Origin of the sequence: Paraburkholderia acidipaludis NBRC 101816, from assembly GCF_000684975.1 — a bacterium.
Classification (GTDB): domain Bacteria; phylum Pseudomonadota; class Gammaproteobacteria; order Burkholderiales; family Burkholderiaceae; genus Paraburkholderia; species Paraburkholderia acidipaludis.
In genome coordinates this window covers 58,011-76,241 of the sequence record NZ_BAXZ01000009.1, presented here as the reverse complement: position 1 = coordinate 76,241, position 18,231 = coordinate 58,011, and the positions used below count along the sequence as shown (strand labels likewise).

General features: G+C 66.7%; 19 protein-coding genes. 4 read left to right on the top strand and 15 right to left on the bottom strand.

Going from position 1 to position 18,231, the window contains the following annotated elements:
- Window positions 1–19: 19 nt before the first annotated feature.
- Complete coding sequence (gene ltaE / locus BAC01S_RS12235) at window positions 20–1,027, bottom strand: low-specificity L-threonine aldolase (protein ID WP_027795022.1); 1,008 nt, start codon at window positions 1,025–1,027, stop codon at window positions 20–22.
- Window positions 1,028–1,098: 71 nt separating this feature from the next.
- On the bottom strand, window positions 1,099–1,845 hold the full coding sequence (locus tag BAC01S_RS12230; RefSeq protein ID WP_027795021.1) for a M23 family metallopeptidase: 747 nt from the start codon (window positions 1,843–1,845) through the stop codon (window positions 1,099–1,101).
- 204 nt (window positions 1,846–2,049) lie between these two features.
- Between BAC01S_RS12230 and BAC01S_RS12225 the strand changes: the two genes are divergently transcribed.
- Window positions 2,050–2,370 carry a hypothetical protein gene (locus tag BAC01S_RS12225; RefSeq protein ID WP_027795020.1) on the top strand — a complete coding sequence of 107 codons (321 nt, stop codon included), beginning with the start codon at window positions 2,050–2,052 and terminating at the stop codon, window positions 2,368–2,370.
- 152 nt (window positions 2,371–2,522) lie between these two features.
- Window positions 2,523–3,254, top strand: coding sequence for a DUF2968 domain-containing protein (locus BAC01S_RS12220; protein WP_027795019.1), 732 nt, complete (start codon window positions 2,523–2,525; stop codon window positions 3,252–3,254).
- 403 nt (window positions 3,255–3,657) lie between these two features.
- Here BAC01S_RS12220 and BAC01S_RS12215 read toward each other — a convergent pair whose 3' ends face one another.
- From BAC01S_RS12215 to BAC01S_RS12185, 7 genes are all read right to left on the bottom strand, one after another.
- Window positions 3,658–3,960, bottom strand: a complete 303-nt coding sequence (locus BAC01S_RS12215; protein WP_027795018.1) for a DUF4148 domain-containing protein — start codon at window positions 3,958–3,960, stop codon at window positions 3,658–3,660.
- Between the two features lie 225 nt (window positions 3,961–4,185).
- Entirely contained in the window at window positions 4,186–5,595 is a 1,410-nt protein-coding gene (gene gndA, locus BAC01S_RS12210; protein ID WP_027795017.1) for an NADP-dependent phosphogluconate dehydrogenase, read from the bottom strand.
- Window positions 5,596–5,706: 111 nt separating this feature from the next.
- Window positions 5,707–6,339: a DUF938 domain-containing protein gene (locus BAC01S_RS12205; RefSeq protein WP_043202038.1), complete on the bottom strand. Its 633-nt coding sequence runs from the start codon at window positions 6,337–6,339 to the stop codon at window positions 5,707–5,709.
- A gap of 14 nt (window positions 6,340–6,353) precedes the next feature.
- Window positions 6,354–7,262: an NAD-dependent protein deacetylase gene (locus BAC01S_RS12200; RefSeq protein ID WP_027795015.1), complete on the bottom strand. Its 909-nt coding sequence runs from the start codon at window positions 7,260–7,262 to the stop codon at window positions 6,354–6,356.
- A complete protein-coding gene (locus tag BAC01S_RS31135; RefSeq protein WP_043202036.1) occupies window positions 7,259–7,483 on the bottom strand; it encodes an oxidoreductase-like domain-containing protein in 225 nt (74 codons plus the stop codon). The genes BAC01S_RS12200 and BAC01S_RS31135 overlap by 4 nt, the downstream gene beginning before the upstream one ends.
- 107 nt (window positions 7,484–7,590) lie before the next feature.
- The gene (locus BAC01S_RS12190; RefSeq protein WP_027795014.1) at window positions 7,591–8,364 is read right to left on the bottom strand and encodes an SDR family oxidoreductase; all 774 of its coding nucleotides are present in this window, start codon (window positions 8,362–8,364) and stop codon (window positions 7,591–7,593) included.
- A gap of 81 nt (window positions 8,365–8,445) precedes the next feature.
- The gene (locus BAC01S_RS12185; protein ID WP_027795013.1) at window positions 8,446–9,858 is read right to left on the bottom strand and encodes a DUF2252 domain-containing protein; all 1,413 of its coding nucleotides are present in this window, start codon (window positions 9,856–9,858) and stop codon (window positions 8,446–8,448) included.
- A gap of 297 nt (window positions 9,859–10,155) precedes the next feature.
- Here BAC01S_RS12185 and BAC01S_RS12180 point away from each other — a divergent pair, with 297 nt between their 5' ends.
- Window positions 10,156–11,133, top strand: coding sequence for a 2-dehydropantoate 2-reductase (locus BAC01S_RS12180; protein WP_027795012.1), 978 nt, complete (start codon window positions 10,156–10,158; stop codon window positions 11,131–11,133).
- A 72-nt stretch (window positions 11,134–11,205) separates the two neighbouring features.
- Here the strand turns inward: BAC01S_RS12180 and BAC01S_RS12175 are convergent, their stop codons facing one another.
- The gene (locus BAC01S_RS12175; RefSeq protein WP_027795011.1) at window positions 11,206–12,222 is read right to left on the bottom strand and encodes a LysR family transcriptional regulator; all 1,017 of its coding nucleotides are present in this window, start codon (window positions 12,220–12,222) and stop codon (window positions 11,206–11,208) included.
- Window positions 12,223–12,372: 150 nt separating this feature from the next.
- Between BAC01S_RS12175 and BAC01S_RS12170 the strand changes: the two genes are divergently transcribed.
- Window positions 12,373–13,317, top strand: coding sequence for a LysR family transcriptional regulator (locus BAC01S_RS12170; RefSeq protein WP_027795010.1), 945 nt, complete (start codon window positions 12,373–12,375; stop codon window positions 13,315–13,317).
- A 43-nt stretch (window positions 13,318–13,360) separates the two neighbouring features.
- Here BAC01S_RS12170 and BAC01S_RS12165 read toward each other — a convergent pair whose 3' ends face one another.
- From BAC01S_RS12165 to BAC01S_RS12145, 5 genes are all read right to left on the bottom strand, one after another.
- The gene (locus BAC01S_RS12165) at window positions 13,361–14,173 is read right to left on the bottom strand and encodes a fumarylacetoacetate hydrolase family protein (RefSeq protein ID WP_027795009.1); all 813 of its coding nucleotides are present in this window, start codon (window positions 14,171–14,173) and stop codon (window positions 13,361–13,363) included.
- 73 nt (window positions 14,174–14,246) lie between these two features.
- Window positions 14,247–15,494, bottom strand: a complete 1,248-nt coding sequence (frc, locus tag BAC01S_RS12160; protein ID WP_027795008.1) for a formyl-CoA transferase — start codon at window positions 15,492–15,494, stop codon at window positions 14,247–14,249.
- A gap of 302 nt (window positions 15,495–15,796) precedes the next feature.
- A complete protein-coding gene (locus BAC01S_RS12155; protein ID WP_027795007.1) occupies window positions 15,797–16,528 on the bottom strand; it encodes a GntR family transcriptional regulator in 732 nt (243 codons plus the stop codon).
- Complete coding sequence (locus tag BAC01S_RS12150) at window positions 16,506–16,733, bottom strand: hypothetical protein (RefSeq protein WP_027795006.1); 228 nt, start codon at window positions 16,731–16,733, stop codon at window positions 16,506–16,508. The genes BAC01S_RS12155 and BAC01S_RS12150 overlap by 23 nt, the downstream gene beginning before the upstream one ends.
- Window positions 16,734–17,006: 273 nt before the next feature.
- Window positions 17,007–18,170, bottom strand: a complete 1,164-nt coding sequence (locus BAC01S_RS12145) for a porin (protein WP_027795005.1) — start codon at window positions 18,168–18,170, stop codon at window positions 17,007–17,009.
- Window positions 18,171–18,231 lie beyond the last annotated feature (61 nt).

Sequence of the window (18,231 nt, the reverse complement as noted above, 5' to 3'; positions counted from 1 at the left end):
ATGGATTATCCGCAGCGCGCTAGCGGCTCGCGAAGTAAGCCTTCACGGCTTCGACGAACGTGTCGATATCGGCCGCCGACACATCGAGATGCGTGACGAAGCGCGCTGCATAGAGCATCTGCGTGAGGATGCCGCGCTCCTTGAGCCACGCTTCGAGCGGCGCGCAGTGCATCTGCGGGAACTGGACGAACACCATGTTCGTGGCCTGCGACATGACCTTGACCTCGCCGACCTGCGAGAGACCCGCGGCAAGCCGGGCGGCATTCGCGTGGTCGTCGGCGAGGCGCGCGACGTTGTGGTCGAACGCATAAAGGCAGGCGGCCGCGAGCACGCCGGACTGGCGCATGCCGCCGCCCAGCACCTTGCGCCAGCGGTGCGCCGTGTCGATCAGCGCGCGGTTGCCCACCAGCACCGACCCCACCGGCGCGCCCAGCCCCTTCGAAAAGCAGATGGAGACCGAATCGAAGCCCTCGGCCAGCGCCTTCAGCGGCTGGCCCGATGCGACGGCCGCATTGAATACGCGCGCGCCGTCGAGATGCGTGGAGAGCCCGCGCGAGCGGGCAAGCTGCGTTGCCTCGGCCACGTAGGCCGCGGGCAGCACCTTCCCGCCGATCGTGTTCTCCAGTGCCAGCAGGCGCGTACGCGCGAAGTGGTCGTCGATCGGCTTGATCGCGGCGGCGATGCGCTCGAGCGCAATCGTGCCGTCCTCGGCATTGTCGAGCGGCTGCGGCTGGATGCTGCCGAGCACGGCGGCACCGCCTCCTTCGTATTTGTAGGTGTGCGCCGCTTGCCCGACGATGTATTCGTCGCCGCGCGCGCAGTGGGCCATCAGCGCGGCAAGATTGCTCTGCGTGCCGCTCGGGAAGAAGAGACCCGCCTCCTTGCCCGCTTCCTCGGCAACGCGCGCCTGCAGGCGCAGGACGGTGGGATCGTCGCCCCAGACGTCGTCGCCGGTTTCGGCTCGCGTCATGGCGGCGAGCATGGCCTGGCTCGGGCGGGTGACGGTATCGCTACGCAGATCGATCATGCTAAGGACTCCTTGTGTCTGGCGCTCGCACGACGGCGACCGCCCGCGCCGGACGAGACCGGCGCGGCGGCTTAGCGCGGCAGCAGCGGAAGCGGGTCGACCGGCTTGCCGCCGCTGCGCACTTCGAACTGCACGCCCGCGACGCCATGCGAATCGAGGCCCATTTCGGCGATGGGCTGGCCCTGCGCGACAACGTCGTCTTCCTTCACGAGCAGCTTGCTGTTGTGACCGTAGGCGGTCACCACCGTATCGTTGTGCTTGATGATGACGAGCGGCCCGTAGGCCTCGATACCCGTGCCCGCATAGACCACGCGGCCCGCCGCGGCGGCCTTCACGGGCTCGCCCACCGAGCCGCCGATCAGGATGCCGGTGGACTGGCCGGGCACGAAACGCTGCACGATCGGCCCGCGCGCGGGCCAGTTGAGCGCGAGGGAAGCGTTGACCGGCGCCGGCATCGCGACACCCGCCGCCGCTGGCGCGCCCGGCACCGCCGAAGGCTGCTGCGGCGGCACGGGCGACGGCGCGTAGGCCGAAGGAGGCGCGACCCTCAGCACCTGGCCGGGCACGACGGAGGCGTTGGGCGGCAGCTGGTTCCAGCCGGCGATATCCTGCGACCGCTGCCCGAAGGCATTGGCAATGCGGCCGAGCGTATCGCCGGGATTGACGCGGTAATAGCCGGCGGGCACGCCGCCGTTCGAGGTCGCGGCAGGCACTGCCGGCTCGCCCGACCAAGGGGGGCTCATCGTGCAGGCGCTCATCAGGAGCGTCAGCGCGGCCCATGCCGCAGCCACGCCCGGGTTTCGCCGGTATCGATTCATCTTGCTGATCCTCGCTGGTTCCTCGCGAACGGCCCCCATTATATCGCCCGACGCCTCTCGTCCCCCGTCAGGCGCCCCCTGTCGGGCCACGTCGAGCCGGCCGGCTCTCACTTGTCGCGACGCTCGCCTATACTGCCTCGTGCTGCCTCAGAAAAACAATGCCAGGTCTCTCGCTGCGGTGCCACGTCCGTGAGGAATCCGAGGATGAACAAAGCCACCTTCCTTTCCGTGCAACTCAGTGTCGAAGACGTTGCGGCGTCACCTGGTCTCGTTGAATTGTTGAACAACCATCTTGTTTTTGCGGCCGACGTGGCCGAGGCCGCGGACGAGCTGGTCCAGCATGCCAGCGTCGCGCGCCTGTCCGGCGGCGTCGAGGCAACCGTCGAAATTCCGGCCGTGGTGCTGGAGCGCCTGCGAGACGCGCTCGATACGCTCAGCGGCTATGACGAAACCTGGCTTTTCGCGCTAGAGCCCGGCCGTGCGCTCTTCGACGACATCGCACGCCGCCGGCGCCTGCTGCATTAAGGCCAGCCCGGAGCGGACGGCGGATGGCAGCCTGCGGTTGTCATCCCCCCGCCTGCCCCGTTTTGACAGCACGCCTGCCCCGGCGGCTCGCCTCGTTTCGAGGCGTATGACCGGCCGCCGGCAAGAAGGCGTGTCATTCTGGGGGAAACGCCGTGAAAACCTTCCTGAACCGCCGTAACGCCGTGCTCTCGGGCGGACCGTCGCACCTCGTCGCCGTGTCGCACAAAGGGCATCTGGCATCCGCCGAAACCGTTGCAGAAGACATGCCGTCCGAAGCGCTCGAAGCCGAGGTGGGCAGCGCCGTGCGCCCGGTGCCCACGCTGCGCGCGGTGCCCGTCGTGCCGTCGCAGTTGAACGGCCGCCCCGTGCAGATCGCCGACGGCGCTGAATTCGCGGCGCTCGCCACCGCGAACGAACTCGCGACATTCCGCGTGTTCCGCAGCTTCGACTACACGGTGAACCTGCTTTTCCACGCGCGCACGCTGAGCTATTACGTGGCGTTGCATCAGGACGGCTTGCTCTGGCGCGCGCTGAAGGCCGCCGATCTCGACGCCGCAGCGGCGGCGTTTCACCTCCTGGAAGAGCAGGCCACGCGTCTCGCGGACGGCGAAACGCGCCGCGCCTGGCTGATCGCCCAGAACGAGCAACTGACGCGGCAGATCGAGGAATCGGAAGAGCAGGCGGAACGTCTGCGCACGGACCTGCAGCGGCACACGGAGCAGGAGCACCGCGTGACGAGCCGCCAGCACCAGGTGCGCAAGGAAGTGGCACAGCTGGAAGCCCAGCGTATCGCCGCCCAGGCGCAGCTGAACAAGGCGCACCGCACGATCCATCAGCTCAGCGTGACCAGCAACGAAGGCGTGCCGCATCTGCCGGGACGCTGAAAGCGACGCGACGGCCCGCGCGAGGCAGGCCAGGCGCGGATTGATTGCGGCAAAGAAAAAGCGCGGGCCGGTTCTGGACCGGGCCGCGCTCGACTGCGTACTGCGGGTACAGCAAACATCTGTCCTGCTCGTACTGCTACTTCTTTACTGCAACTGCAAGCTCTCTCTGCTCACTTCTGCACTGCAACCACTACCGCTGCTTGAGACTGCAACTTCTCTACTGCAAGCTTTCTACTCACTTCTGCACGGCAACCACTGCTACTGCTTGAGACTGCCACCTCTACCGCCACTGCGAGAACTTCACTACGAGGCAGTGCAACTTCTACAGCTGGCTACTGCAAATTCCAGGCGGTACTGCTGCCCCGGCCAACCGGACTGCCCGGTGGCCGAAGCACCCTGACTGTTACGGGGTGACGCGGGTGGGCTGCGCCGGGGCGCCCGATTCCGAGGTGCCGGCCGCCGGTGCGCCGTAACCGCTGGTATTGCCGTTGGCCAGCTTTTCGGCGCTCACGCGGGCCTCTGCGGCTTGCAGATCCTGCGGGTAGTTCACACGGTCGCTTTGCGGCTTGTAGCCGGCTTGCTCGAGTTCGACGAGCTGCGCGCGAACCTCGGCGCGGGTCAGGCCTTGCTGGCTCGACTGGGCGAACGAAATCGCCGGGGCGGCAAGCATGGCAGCAACAACAACTGCGGGAAGAAGCTTCTTCATGATCGGACCTCCGTCTGTTTTCTTTCGCTTGGAACACCCTGTTCGTCAGCGAGTGATGACAGTGTAGGAGTAAACCCGATATAGGGAAAACCCTTAATTTGGAAAACACCTTTGCGATTCCGGCAATAAAAAAGGTGAGCCCGAAGGCTCACCTTTCAATTCCTACAAAGACCGCAACAACAATGCAGCCTTTAGATGCGTACCGCAGCCGGCGCTGCGCTGCCGTCAGGCCCAGTCGGCGTGGAAACTGCCGGGCTTGTCGATGCGCTCGAACGTGTGCGCGCCGAAGAAGTCGCGCTGCGCCTGCACGAGATTCGCCGGCAGACGCTCCGAGCGATAACCGTCGAAGTAGGCGACCGCCGACGAGAACGCCGGCACCGGCACGCCGGCCGCCACCGCCTGGATCACCACGTCGCGCAGCGCCGCCTGGTAGTTCGCCGCGACGTCACGGAAGTACGGGTCGAGCAGAAGGTTCGCCAGCTGCGGATCGTTGGCGTAGGCGTCCATGATCTTCTGCAGGAAGCGCGCGCGGATGATGCAGCCCGCGCGGAAGATCTTGGCGATGGTGCCGTACTGCAGATCCCACTTGTACTCGTCGGAGGCGGCGCGCAGTTGCGCGAAGCCCTGCGCATACGAGATCACCTTGCTCAGATAGAGCGCGCGGCGCACCGCCTCGATAAAGGCCGTGCGGTCGCCCGTGAACGGCTTGTGAGCCGGCCCCGAGAGCACCTTGCTCGCCGCCACGCGCTGCGTCTTCAGCGAAGAGAGCACACGCGCGAACACCGACTCGGTGATGAGCGGCAGCGGCACGCCAATGTCGAGCGCGTTCTGGCTCGTCCACTTGCCGGTGCCCTTTTGCGCGGCGCGGTCGAGGATCACGTCCACGAGATCCTTGCCCGTCTCCTCGTCCTTCTTGCCGAAGATCTTCGAGGTGATCTCGATGAGGTAGCTGTCGAGCTCGCCCTGGTTCCATTCGGTATAGACCTTGCCGAGTTCCTCGTTCGAGAGGCCCAGCACCTGCTTGAGCACCGCGTAGCTTTCGGCGATCAGCTGCATGTCGCCGTACTCGATGCCGTTGTGCACCATCTTCACGTAGTGGCCCGCGCCGTCCGGCCCCATATACGCGACGCAGGGCGCGCCGTCCGGCGCCTTGGCGGCGATTTCGGTAAGGATCGGCGCGACCAGGTCGTAAGCGTCGCGCGGGCCGCCGGGCATGATCGAGGGGCCCTTCAGGGCGCCTTCCTCGCCGCCCGAAACGCCCGTGCCGATGAAGTGCAGGCCCGCCTTCGCGAGTTCCTGGTTGCGGCGGATCGTGTCGGTGAAATGCGTGTTGCCGCCGTCGATCAGGATATCGCCCTGGTCCAGCAGCGGCTTGAGCGCGGCGATGGTGGCGTCGGTGGGCTCGCCGGCCTTCACCATCAGCAGGATGCGGCGCGGCTTCTCCAGCGACGCGACGAATTCCTCCAGCGTATAGCTCGGCACGAGCTTGCGATCGGGGTACTCGGCGATCAGCTCGTCGGTTCTCTCGCGGCTACGGTTGAACACCGACACCGCATGGCCTCGGCTCTCGATGTTGAGCGCCAGATTGCTGCCCATCACGGCAAGCCCTACCACGCCGATTGGCTGTTTGCTCATGTTGTTTCTCCACTCCACTTCAGAATGACGGAGACGCCCGGGGGCGTCGATCGTGCAAGCATAAGGGAAACGCCGGTGCGATGCGCGAATGCCTGCACATGGCCCCCGGATTCAGCGCTTTCGGAACACGAGGCTGAAGTTGTTCGCGGGCATCGGCACACGCGCTTCGCAGACGAGGCCCGCCGCTTCGGCCAGCGTTTCCACGGCTTCCATGTCGCGCACGCCCCACGCGGGATTGCGCGCGCGCAGGTCGGCATCGAATGCCTCGTTGCTCGGCGCAGTATGCGCTCCGCTGCGCCGATAAGGGCCGTAAGTCATCAGCACGCCGCTCGTAGCAAGCCGCGTACCGGCACCTTGCATGAGTGCAAGCGCCGCTTCCCAGGGTGCGATGTGGATCATGTTGATGCAGACGATCGCGTCTGCCGCGGCGATCGGCCAGGGCTCGCGCATGACGTCGAGATCGAGCGGCGCCAGCAGATTCGCCAGGCCCGTCTGCGCGCGCCAGCCCGCGATCGACGCGCGGGCGCGCGGGTCGGCGTCGCTCGGCTGCCAAAAAAGATGCGGCAGCGCCGCGGCAAAATACGCCGCGTGCTGGCCGGTGCCGCTCGCGATTTCCAGCACCGTGCCGTGCGCAGGCAGCACAGCCTGCAACACATCGAGGATCGGCGCGGCGTTGCGTTCGGCGGCGGGTGCGCTCAGGCGCGAGTCGCGTTGGTCGCGTGGGTTGGTTTGCGAATCGTTCATCGTGGTCCGGGATTTCACTGCGGGTCGATGCCGAGGCGTTCGACGAGTGCTTCGAGCGCCGCGGCGCACGGCGCCTCGACCTTGAGCGCGAGGAGCGGGTCGGCGCGCGTGCGCCCGAGGTTCACGGCCGCGACCGGCTTGCCGCGCTGCTGCGCCCAGGCGCAGAAGCGGTACCCCGAAAACACCATCAGCGACGAGCCGACGACGAGCACGGCGTCCGCCTCGTCGAGCGCTGCCGAGGCCTGCGCCACGCGCTCGCGCTCGCGCGGCACATTTTCACCGAAGAACACGACCGAGGGCTTGAGCATGCCGCCGCAGGCGGCGCATGCCGGCACCGCGAACGGCAGATTGCCGTCGAAGTCGAGATGGGCGTCGCCGTCGGCGGCGGGCTGGGCGATCAAAGCCGCCACCTCGGGGTTGTTCGCTTCGAGCAGCGGCTGAATCGACGCGCGCGTATAGCGGGCGCCGCAGTCGAGGCAGTGCACGTGGCCGATGCTGCCGTGCAGCTCGACGACGTCGCGGCTGCCGGCGCGCTGGTGCAGCCCGTCCACGTTCTGCGTGACGAGCGCGCGGACGTACCCCGCGGTTTCGAGCCGCGCGAGCGCGCGGTGCGCGCCGTTGGGCTGCGCCAGGCCCACGGTCGGCCAGCCGAGCAGACTGCGCGCCCAGTAGCGGCGGCGCCACGCTTGCGAGCCGAGAAACTCCTGCAGCGTGATGGGCGGCGAGCGCTTCCAGGCGCCGTTTTCGTCGCGATAGCCGGGGATGCCGGAGTCGGTGCTGATGCCCGCGCCGGTCAGCACGAACAGGCGCGGATGGCGCTCGACGTAGGCCTGCAGCGCGTCGAGCGCGGCGGCGTCGAGCGCGGGTGCTTTAAGCGGGACGAATTCGGGCGGAGCGGGTTCGGGCAGGACGGATTCGGTCATGACGGCTTGGCTGGAACGTTGGGCTTGCGCTTGCGGCGCGCCGCGCGGCGGTCGGCCTCGCGCGCCTCCCACGCCGCCAGCCCGGTGCGCCATCGGTCTAGCGCCTCGTCGTAAAGATCGAAGATGCACGGGTCGCAGCCGCTGTGGCAGCAGGCGTCGTTGTCGGGACACTCGGGCGGTTCGGGGCGCGGGTCCTCGTCGGGACGCGGGGGCTTGGACATGAGTGCGGGCGTCGGGGCGCGTCGGGGCGGATCGGCGTCCAGTATACGAGAGCCCGCGCAACCTCGCCGGAGCGCGCCGCTCCCCGCCGCAGGATGCGCCGCCTTACCTAGCCGCGGCCGACGAAGGGCATTTTCGTGGCCATGATCGTCATGAACTGGATATTCGCTTCGAGCGGCAGCTGCGCCATCTGCAGCACCGCATCGGCCACCCTTTCGACGTCCATGAGCGGTTCGACCGCGATCTCGCCGTTCGCCTGCGGCACGCCGCGAGCCATGCGCTCGGCCATTTCGGTGGCGGCATTGCCGATGTCGATCTGCCCGCACGCAATGTCGTAGCGGCGCCCGTCGAGCGAAACCGACTTCGTGAGCCCCGTGATGGCGTGCTTCGTCGCCGTGTAGGCAATGCTGTGCGGGCGCGGCGCGTGCGCCGAAATCGATCCGTTGTTGATGATGCGCCCGCCGCGCGGCGTCTGCCGCTTCATGAGGCCGAACGCGCCGCGCGTGCAGAGGAACACGCCGGTCAGGTTCGTATCGACCACGGCGCGCCAGTCGGCCACGTCGATCTCGTCGATGTCGACGGGCGGCGCGTTGCGCCCCGCATTGTTGAACAGCAGATCGAGGCGGCCATAGCGCGCGCGGATGGTCTCGAAGAGGGCGTCGACGGCCGCGGCGTCGGTCACGTCGCACGGCGCCGCGAGCGCCGTCTGGCCGGCCGCCGCGGCTTCGTCGGCCAGCGCGCGCAGCGGTTCGGCGCGCCGCCCCGCCAGCACCACGGTAAAGCCGTTCGCGAGCAGCCTGCGCGCGCAGGCGCGCCCGATGCCGCTGCCCGCGCCCGTGACGAGCGCAACCTTGCGCGGCGAAGCGGTCTGGGATTCGTTCATGATGAAGTTCCTTGCCTGTGGTTTAGCGGAGAAGGCAAATCTGCGAGACGCGGCGCAGACGCATGGCTACGCGCGGTCTCGTCAGACCCGGAAATCGGCGGCCATGTCCTCGTCGCTGCGCGCCAGAAGCTTGCCGCCGCGCACGGCCTTCAGGAACAGGTCGTAGTCGCGCTCGACCTGGTCCGCATAGGCAAACGCATAGCCCACGAGCGCCTCGGCAAACTGGTCGTGGCGGCCGATATACGCGGCGATCTCGATAGCCGTGTTGCCCGACTTCGCGTGCGCGCGCGCCATCGCCCAGCCGCACAGGCGCGCGTAGCCTTCGAGCAGGGTGCTGTCGAGCAGTTCCAGTTCGACCGAAAGCTTCATGTCGCGCAGCTGCCGGAAATAGAAGTGACGCCCCGAGGGCCCCGTGGACCAGCCGAGGAAGATGTCGCTCGCCGCCTGCAGGAGCCGCTGGCCCTGCACGACGCGCGCCCCCTCGTGCCGGAACGCCGGCGACTTGTAGAACTGCTGGATCACGGACCGGCGCGCTTCCTTGATCTGCAGGAAGAGCGGCTTGTCGTGGTGATCGGTCAGGAGCGCGACGAGGCAGCGCGTCCCCACGCTGCCCACGCCCACCACCTTGAAGACGAGGTCCTGCAGCGCGAAGTGATCGAGCAGCTCGCGGCGGTCCTGCGCGAGCGTCTTCTTGAAGGCGTCGTACATGGGCTCGACGAGTTCGAGCCAGTCGCCGATCCTGAACCAGTCGTCCTCGGCCTCGAACAGCGTATTCGCCCCGTGCACGTGAAAGAGCGCCGGAGGGGTGTCGCGCACGGTCCAGCGGCCGCCGGCGTCGCGCTCGGCGAGCTTGTCGAGCATGCTTTCATGGGTGCGGCCCGCCGCCTTCTCCATGCCGCGCCGGATCAGGCGGCGGCCTTCGGGCGTGAGCGCCGTCTCGACCATGCGGTCGAACGTGATCCTGTCGTACCAGAGATCGAGCGCGCCGAATTCGGCGTACTGGCACATGCGGTCGCGGTAGGTGGTCACCGCCGCCGTCACGAGCGCTTCCGCGACGCCGCGCGAATAGCGCATATGCCGCGCGGCCACGACGAGGCTGGCCGTGAGACGCTTGAGGTCCCACTCCCACGGGCCGAGCGCGACTTCGTCGAAGTCGTTCAGGTCGAAGACGAGCTGCCGCTCGGGCGTGGCGAAACCGCCGAAGTTCATCAGATGCCCGTCGCCGCAGATTTCCATCGCCATGCCGGTATTCGGCACGAGCGAGAGGTCGTGCGCCTGCAGGATCGCGCTGCCGCGAAAGAACGTGAACGGCGAGACGAGCATGCGCCCGTAGCGCAGCGGCACGAGGTTCGGCACGCGGCCCTCGCTGTTTTGCCGCAGCAGATCGAGCGGATCGCGCCCGAGATCGCCGATATGCCGGTGGCTGGAACGCTTGACACGCTCGCGCACGGCACGGCCGGCCGCCTCGCGTTCAGCAATGGTGCTCGTACCCATGAACGTCTCCGGTTCCTTTCGATGTCACGATTCGCCATGCATGGACGCGCGCTCCTGCGGCCCCTCGCGTGCGCCACCTCTCGGGCACTATTTAAGCGTGCGCGCCAAAATCGTGCAAGCCGGGCCATTCCCGGGCCGGTTGCGGGCGGCCGCCCATCCATAAGTTTTCCCTGATGATCGCACCGACAAACTTTAACTGTCGATAATCGAGCCGCGCCCCTATGCTCGAACCATCGCCCGCCGCGCATGACGGAGCAGCGACGGACAAGCGGTTCTCAACGTCATTGGGGTTTCACCATGAAGATCTGCATCTTTGGAGCGGGCGCGATAGGCGGCATGATGGGCGTGCAGCTCGCGCGCGCGGGTGCCGACGTGAGCTTCGTCGCGCGCGGGCCGCATCTGGCCGCCATGCGCGAGCGCGGCGCGCGTCTTCTTATGGATAACGAAGAGTATGTCGCCAACGTGCGCTGCACGTCCGATCCGCGCGAGCTGGGCGTGCAGGACGTCGTCATCATCACGCTCAAGGCGCATTCGGTGGCCGGCGTGATCGACGCCATGGAGCCGCTGATCGGCAAGCACACGGCCATCGTGACCGGCACCAACGGCATCCCTTACTGGTACTTCCACGAGCACGGCGGCAAATTCGAGGGCACGCGGCTCGACAGCATCGACCCGGACGGCTCGCAATGGACCCGCCTCACGCCCGAGCGCGCGATAGGCTGCGTGCTCTATCCGGCCGCCGAAATCGAAGCGCCCGGCGTGATCCGCCACGTGTACGGCAAGAAGTTTCCCATCGGCGAACCCTCGGGCGAGCGCACGCCGCGCCTCGTTCAGCTGCACGAAATCATGCAGGCCGCCGGCTTCGAAGCGCCGATGCGCGAGAACATCCGCGACGAAATCTGGCTGAAGCTGTGGGGCAATCTCTGCTTCAACCCGATCAGCGCGCTCACGCACGCGACGCTCGACATCATCACTTCCGACCCGGCCACCCGCAACGTCGCGCGCACCATGATGCTGGAAGCGAAGCGCATTGCCGGGCAATTCGGCGTGCAGTTCCGCGTGGACGTCGAACGGCGCATCGACGGCGCCGGCGCGGTGGGCGCGCACAAGACCTCGACGCTCGTCGACCTCGAAAACCGCCGGCCCATGGAGATCGATCCGCTGCTGACGGTGGTGCAGGAGATGGGCCGGCTGGTCGGCGAACCCACGCCCGCGATCGACGTCGTGCTCGCGCTCGTCAAGCAGCGCGAGCGGATGGCGCTGCAAGCCGCGTGATACGAGGCAGGCGGCCGCGCGTTGCCGGCGCGGCCGCGGTCGGCCCGAAGTCAGCCCGAAGCCGCCCCTCGATCAGTCGACGCTTACCTCGTCGGGTGCCGTCGCGCCGGCACCGGCGGGCATCGCGCCACAGCGCGCGCTGCCCTCTTCCTCCACCGCCGATCCGTCGGCGACGAACTGCGTCCACGCGGCCTGCGCACAGGGGCGCAGCGAACGGTGACGGCGGCGCACGAGCATCGTGCTCACGGTGACGACCGGGTGCAGCACGCGCGCCGCGAGCGAGCCCGGCGGCACAGGCCAGTGGCAGGTGGCGTCGGCCGGATCGACGGCATGTGCGTGGCCCGTGCAAACCGGCAGCACACCTATGCCTAGCCCTAGCTGCGCCATACGCGCCACGCCCTCCACGTGAGCGAACTCCTGCGCGGGCCTGCCCTCCGGTCGGCGGCCCGCCAGCGCACGCATCACGGCACCGTGACACCCCGCGTCGCGATTGAGCGTCACGAGCGCTTCGTCGGCGAGATCGTCCCAGCGCAGCGTGCCGTGCTGGGCGAGCGGATGACGCGGCGGCAGCACGGCGCACAGCGGCGTGGCGGCGAGCGGCTGCGCTTCGAGGCTGCCGTCGCCGGCAAACGGCATTGTCTCGGCAATCACGCCGAAGTCCGCTTCGCCCTGTTCGACCGCGTGAATGACGGCAGCCTGCGGCAAATCCTCCAGCTGCAGCGTGAGATCCGGAAACGCCGCCGCGCAGCGCGCGAGCGCGGCCGGCACCCAGCCCGAGGACAGCACCGGATTGCTCGCCACGAGCACCACGCCGCTATGCGATTGATGCGCCGCGCGGCCTTCGTTGAGCGCCATGTCGATCTCGTCGAGCAAGCGGCCGATGCGCCGCTCGAACCCGCTGCCGGCGAGCGTGAGTTCGACCTGGCGCGTGGTGCGGTCGAACAGTTTCAGTTCGACGGCTTCTTCGAGATCGCGCACGCAGCGGCTCACCGCCGACTGCGTGAGACCGAATTCGCGCGCGGCGCGCGTGAAGCTGCGCGCCCTTGCCACGGCCACGAATACCTTGAGCTGCTGAAGCGATACGTTCATCGACATCTCTTACTCCCGGGTTCCGGCGCCTTTCCGCGCGCCTCATTCAGCACATTCGGAGTCCTTCTTATTTCACGCCAGGGTCATTGCTGAATGACTCACGATTGAATGTTGTTACCATGGCAATTCGCACTCCTTTATGGATCGGCCATGACCATGCGAAACGCCACGCTGCGCCAGCTGAAAGTCTTCGAGACGGTGGCGCGTCACCTCAGCTTTTCGCGCGCGGCCGAGGAGCTTCATCTCACCCAGCCGGCCGTTTCCACCCAGGTCCGCCAGCTCGAAGACCATGCGGGGCTGCCGCTCTTCGAGCAGCTCGGCAAGAAGATCTACCTCACGCCGGCAGGCAGCGAAATGCTTCACTACAGCCGCGCGATCATCCAGCAGTTCCACGAGGTCGACGAGGCGATGGGCCAGTTGAAGGGCATTTCGGGCGGCAAGCTCAACGTCGCCGTCATCAGCGCCGGCGACTACTTCTTCCCGCGCGTGCTGGCCGAATTCACGCGCCGCTACCCGGGCGTGCAGCTCAATCTCTCCGTGCATAACCGCGAGCAACTGCTGCAGCAACTCGCGACGAACCAGACCGATCTCGCCGTGATGGTGCGCCCGCCGCAGGGCACGGACGCCGTCAACGCAGCGTTTGCGCCGCATCCCTACGTGATCGTGTCCGCGCCCTCTCACCCGCTCGCGCACCGGCGCGGCATCCCGCTCGAGGCGTTGGCCAGCGAAGCGTTCGTCGTGCGCGAGCGCGGCTCGGATACGTGGAACTCGATGGAAGAGGCGTTCGCCGGCAAGCTCGCGAACCTCAAGATCGCCATGGAGATCAAGAGCACCGAGACCATCAAGCAAGCCGTGATCGCCGGCATGGGCATCGCCTTTCTCTCCGCGCACACGATCAGCCTCGAGAGGCAGGTCGGGCATCTGACCGTGCTCGACGTCGAGGGCTTTCCGGTCATGCTCAACTGGTACGTCGTGCATCGCAAGAACAAGCGGCTGCCGCCCGTCGCCCTCGCGTTCGAGCGCTTCCTCATGGAAGACGGCGCGCAGCTCATCGAGAACATCACCCGCGTCTCGGAATCGAGCTTTCATAGGTAAGGCGCTGAAGGTCGGGACGGTTCCGGTGGCGATCGTGGCTTCCTCAGACGGCGTCTTCGGCCACGGCGCTCGCCCGCACGTCGGCCCGCACGCCGGTTAGCGTATTGACCAGCGTGCCGATACCCTCGATCGTGATTTCGACCGTTGCGCCCGCACCGATCGAGCCGACTCCCAGCGAAGTGCCGCACGCGATCACGTCACCCGGCTCGAGCGTGAGATCCTGCGAAATCAGGCTCACCTGCCGGGCCGGGGCGAACACCATGTCGTCGAGGGGATAGTTCTGGCGTTCGACACCGTCGAGCCGCGTCACCACGCGCGCGCGCCGCCAGTCGAAGCCGGAGACGATAACCGGCCCCAGGCAGCAGAACGTATCGAATCCTTTGGCGCGGCACCACTGCGGAAAGTGCGGGTTCTCGGCCAGAAGGCCCGCTGCCGTGACGTCGTTGACGATCGTGTAGCCGAAAATCGAAGCTTCGGCCTCGGCCTCGCTCACGTTGCGGCAGCGCCGGCCGATCACGATGCCGAGCTCACCTTCGAAGACGATCTTGCCCGCATAGTGCGGAGGCCGAAGGATCGGCACGTCCGATCCGATCACGGATTCCGGCGGTTTGAGCAGAAAGAGCGGATGCGAAGGCACCGGCTTTTCCAGCTTCGCGGCCAGCGCGTGAAAGTTGTTCCAGAGGGCAATCACCTTGCCCGGCGCGCAGGGGGCGAGCGGCGTCAAGGTGCGCAGCGAAAGCACCGCGCCGGTCGGCATGGGTTGATCGAGTCCGTCGTACTCGTGCAGATAGCCGTTCTCCACGCGACCGAACACGATACTGCCGTCGTTCGCCATCAAGCGCATCCAGGTGTTCATGCTTCGCTCCCTCGTTGCCGTGCATGGCGGGCGTTCGGCCCGCCGCTTCCATCCCGTTTCCTTCCCGCTTCGTTCAAATAGCGCCGGCAACGCGCAGCGCCAGGATTTCGTCGTGCGAATAGCCGAATTCGGCGAGGACTTCGTCCGTATGCTCGCCAAGCAGCGGCGAACGCATCACTTCGGTGGGACTGTCCGAAAGCTTGATCGGGTTGCCGACGGTAAGGTACTTGCCGCGCACCGGATGATCGACCTCGACGATCGTGCCGCTCGCGCGCAGCGACTCGTCGGTGGCGATCTCCTTCATCGAGAGAATCGGGCCGCACGGAATGTCGTAGCGGTTGAGCACGGCCATCGCCTCGAACTTGCTGCGCTTCATGGTCCAGCACTCGATCTCGCCGAAGATCTCCTTCAGGCGCGGCAGGCGCGCGTTCGGCGTGGCGTAGTCCGGGTGGTCGATCCATTCCTCGCGGCCGATCAGCTTGCAGATGCGCTCCCACACCGGCGCCTGCGCGATGAAGTAGATATACGCATTCGGGTCGGTTTCCCAGCCCCGGCACTTGAGGATCCAGCCCGGCTGCCCGCCGCCCGAGGCGTTGCCGGCGCGCGGCACCGCCTCGCCGAAGGACGCGTTCGGATACTGCGGGTACTCCTTCATCACGCCCGTGCGCGCGAGCCGCTGCTGGTCGCGCAGTTTCACGCGGCACAGGTTCAGCACGCCGTCCTGCATGGCGGCGAGCACCTTCTGGCCGCGCCCGGTGTGCACGCGCTGATAAAGCGCCGTGACGATGCCGAGCGCGAGATGCAGGCCCGTGCCGCTGTCACCGATCTGCGCGCCGCTGACCACCGGCGGCCCGTCGTCGAAGCCCGTCGTGGAGGCCGCGCCGCCCACGCACTGCGCCACGTTTTCGTACACCTTGCAGTCTTCGTAGGGCCCCGGACCGAAGCCCTTCACGGAGGCGACGATCATGCGCGGATTCAGCGCCTGGATGCGCTCCCACGAAAAACCCATGCGCTCGAGCGCGCCGGGCGCGAAGTTCTCGACGAGCACGTCGCAGTCGCGGATCAACCGCTCCAGCACGCCCTTGCCTTGCGCGTGCTTCGTATCGATCGTGACGGAGCGCTTGTTGCCGTTGAGCATCGTGAAGTAGAGGCTGTCCGCGTCGGGGATGTCCCGCAGCTGATCGCGCGTGATATCGCCGGCGCCCACGCGCTCCACCTTGATAACGTCCGCGCCGAACCACGCGAGCAGCTGCGTGCAGGTCGGACCCGACTGAACATGCGTGAAATCGAGAATGCGCACGCCATCCAGTGCCTTGCCCATGTCATGTCTCCTTGTCGGTCGTGGCCGGGAGCGGCTGCACCATTCATCAATACAGTATGTGATATATCAAAACACGGCAAGAGAAAAACCTCCCCGCCGCAATCGCCGGGAAATCGTGGCGAAGCCTTATCCAGACAGGGCCCGGTGCGATTTCAAAACGCGGCGCTGCGATGCGCACTGGGGAAAATCCTTAGGCGCGTCCGCCCCGAAGCGCGGGCCGCAGGCCGTAAACGCGGAACGGGAGACCCGTAGGTCTCCCGTTCCGCGATGCCGCCGGACCACCCAGGCCCGTTATACGCGCCTCAGTCGAGGAAATCGCAGTACTTCTCCACGTGCGCGGCAAGATCGAGCGAATGCTGGCGCACGAGCTTTTCCGCCAGTTCGGTGTCGCGCTTCTCCAGCGCCTCGATGATGCGCAGATGGTCGACGATCGAGCGCGACGCGCGGTCGCTCTGCGAGATCGTCAGGCGCCGGATGGCGCGCACGTGCACGAAGATGTTCTTGATGGTGTCGAGGATCACCTGCGACTTCGAAAGCTCGACAATCGCCTGGTGAAACGCGATGTTGGCCTCCGAATACTCGGCAATATGCTCGGCGGGCGTGCTGTCGCGAAAGTTGTCGAACATATGGCGCAGCTTCGCGATTTCCTCGTCGCTGGCGTGGAGCGTGGCGAGCCGCGCGGCCATGCTCTCCAGCGCGGCCCACATCTGGATCATCTCCACGATCTCGCGCTTGCTCTTGCGCACGATATAGATGCCGCGGCGCGGCACCATGCGCAGGAAGCCCTCCTGTTCGAGCAGCGTCATCGCCTCGCGCACCGGCGTGCGGCTCACGCCCAGCGTTTCGCTGAGCACGCGCTCGTCGAGGCGGATTTCCTCGCGCGACTGGTAGATGTCGGCGTCGGCGATAGCCTGGCGCAGCATGGCGTAAGCCTGGTCGCGCAGGCTCAGCGTCGCGCTGATCGGTTGCAGCGCCAGCTTGAGCGGCGCCGGGGGGGATTGAGTGATGGCTTCAGTTCGAAGTTCTGACGACATTCATTGCCTCTTTACGGACCTGCTGACGATACCCCGGCGTCGCGGCCGGCGCCTCGCCCAGACCGGCGAACCGGCCGTGCTCCGCGGCCTGCTCGGCGGCCGGCTTCGGCAGCCACGTGGCAATCAGCCAGGTGGCGGCGGCGCCAAAGCCCACGGCAGCCGCGCCAAAGAGCGCGAGAGACGCGTAATCCGACAGGTAATCCATGTAAAGCTCCACGAGATTCAGTCATTCAATGACTCAATCTTATGATGCACCGCGGCAAAAATCAATATTCCGTATGTGATATATCATACATCGTCGTTTGCCAACGACAAAGGCTGACAAACGCTTCAAGGATGTGCGCCTGGCGTCCCCGCAGGCCGGGTTCGTCCAGGTGCATCCCGTGAACAGCCCATCCTGGAGGAAATCGCCCACGGCGGCAAGGGGCCCGATGCCGGGCGAGTGCCGGGCATCCGGGGCGGGGAGCGCGTCGGAGCGTCAGAACTTGTGACGCAACCCCAGGTTGAACAACGTCTGCGTGCTCGTGCCCGGATAGCCATATGAGCCGATCGACGCATCGGCCGGCGCCGCCCCGCCCGAGCCGTCGCCCGTTTCGCCGCTCGCGTGCTGCCAGGCGGCCGTCATGTAGAGGTCGGTGCGCTTCGACAGGCTGTAGTCCGCGCCGATCGACACCTGATGGTAGTTCGCCGAGGTGTCGCCGTTGGCGTGCGTATAGCTGTAGCCAATGCCGAGCAGCAGCACCGGACTCAGGTGATAGTCCACGAAGCCCTGGCCGGTGTTGTACCTCTCGGTGTCGCGGAACACGGAGCTGGCATCCGGCGCGTACTGCGCGTTGCTGTAGCCGAGGCCCATCGTGAACCGGCCGATCTCGTACTGCGCGGCGGCGCGCGCGATCGCAAGCGAGTGCGCCGAGGCATAGCCGGCGTTGATCGGCCCGTCGAAGGTGCCGTCCGAGGTGCCGGTCCAGCCGTCCGTGCGAATGCCGAGCCCAGCCTGGCTGTTGGCCGCGTAGAAGTAGCCGCCCGCGAGTCCCATCGGCCCGTTGTTGTAGGCCACGGCCGCCGCCCAGGACTGTTCGGCGCCCGTGGCGCCCGCCACGCCGCCGAATGCATACATCGTTTCCGCCTGAAGTCCGTTGAAGGACGGCAGGGTGTACTTGACCGAGCTGTTCACGCGAAAGCTGTTGTCGTAGTTGTCGACGTCGCCCGGCGTGGCGAAGGCCGAACCGAAATAGTTGTCCGCCGTGATGCCCTGAACCAGGTCCACTAGCGGATCGTACTGGCGGCCAAGGGTGAGCGAGCCGTACTGCTCCGCGGTCAGCCCGACGAAGGCCTGGCGACCGAACAGCCGACCGTCCTGCTCGCTGCCGCCCGTGGATGGATTGAAGCCGCTTTCGAGCAGGAAGATCGCCTTCAGCCCGCCGCCGAGATCCTCGGCGCCCTTGAGACCCCAACGCGATTCGGAAAGATTGCCCGAGCTGCTGTTGCCGAGCGACCACTGGTTGGCGTTGCCCTGGGCATGATTGATATAGGTGAGGGAAGTATCGATGGCGCCGTACAACGTCACGCTGGTCTGTGCGTGGGCCACGCTGGCGGCGCCGGCCACCGCCAGCGAAAGAGAAGTCAAGGCGATTCTTTTCACGTCGCTCTCCCTTCTGGCTTGTTGCTCCACCAGTGACTTGAGACTACCTCTCCCGCACGAC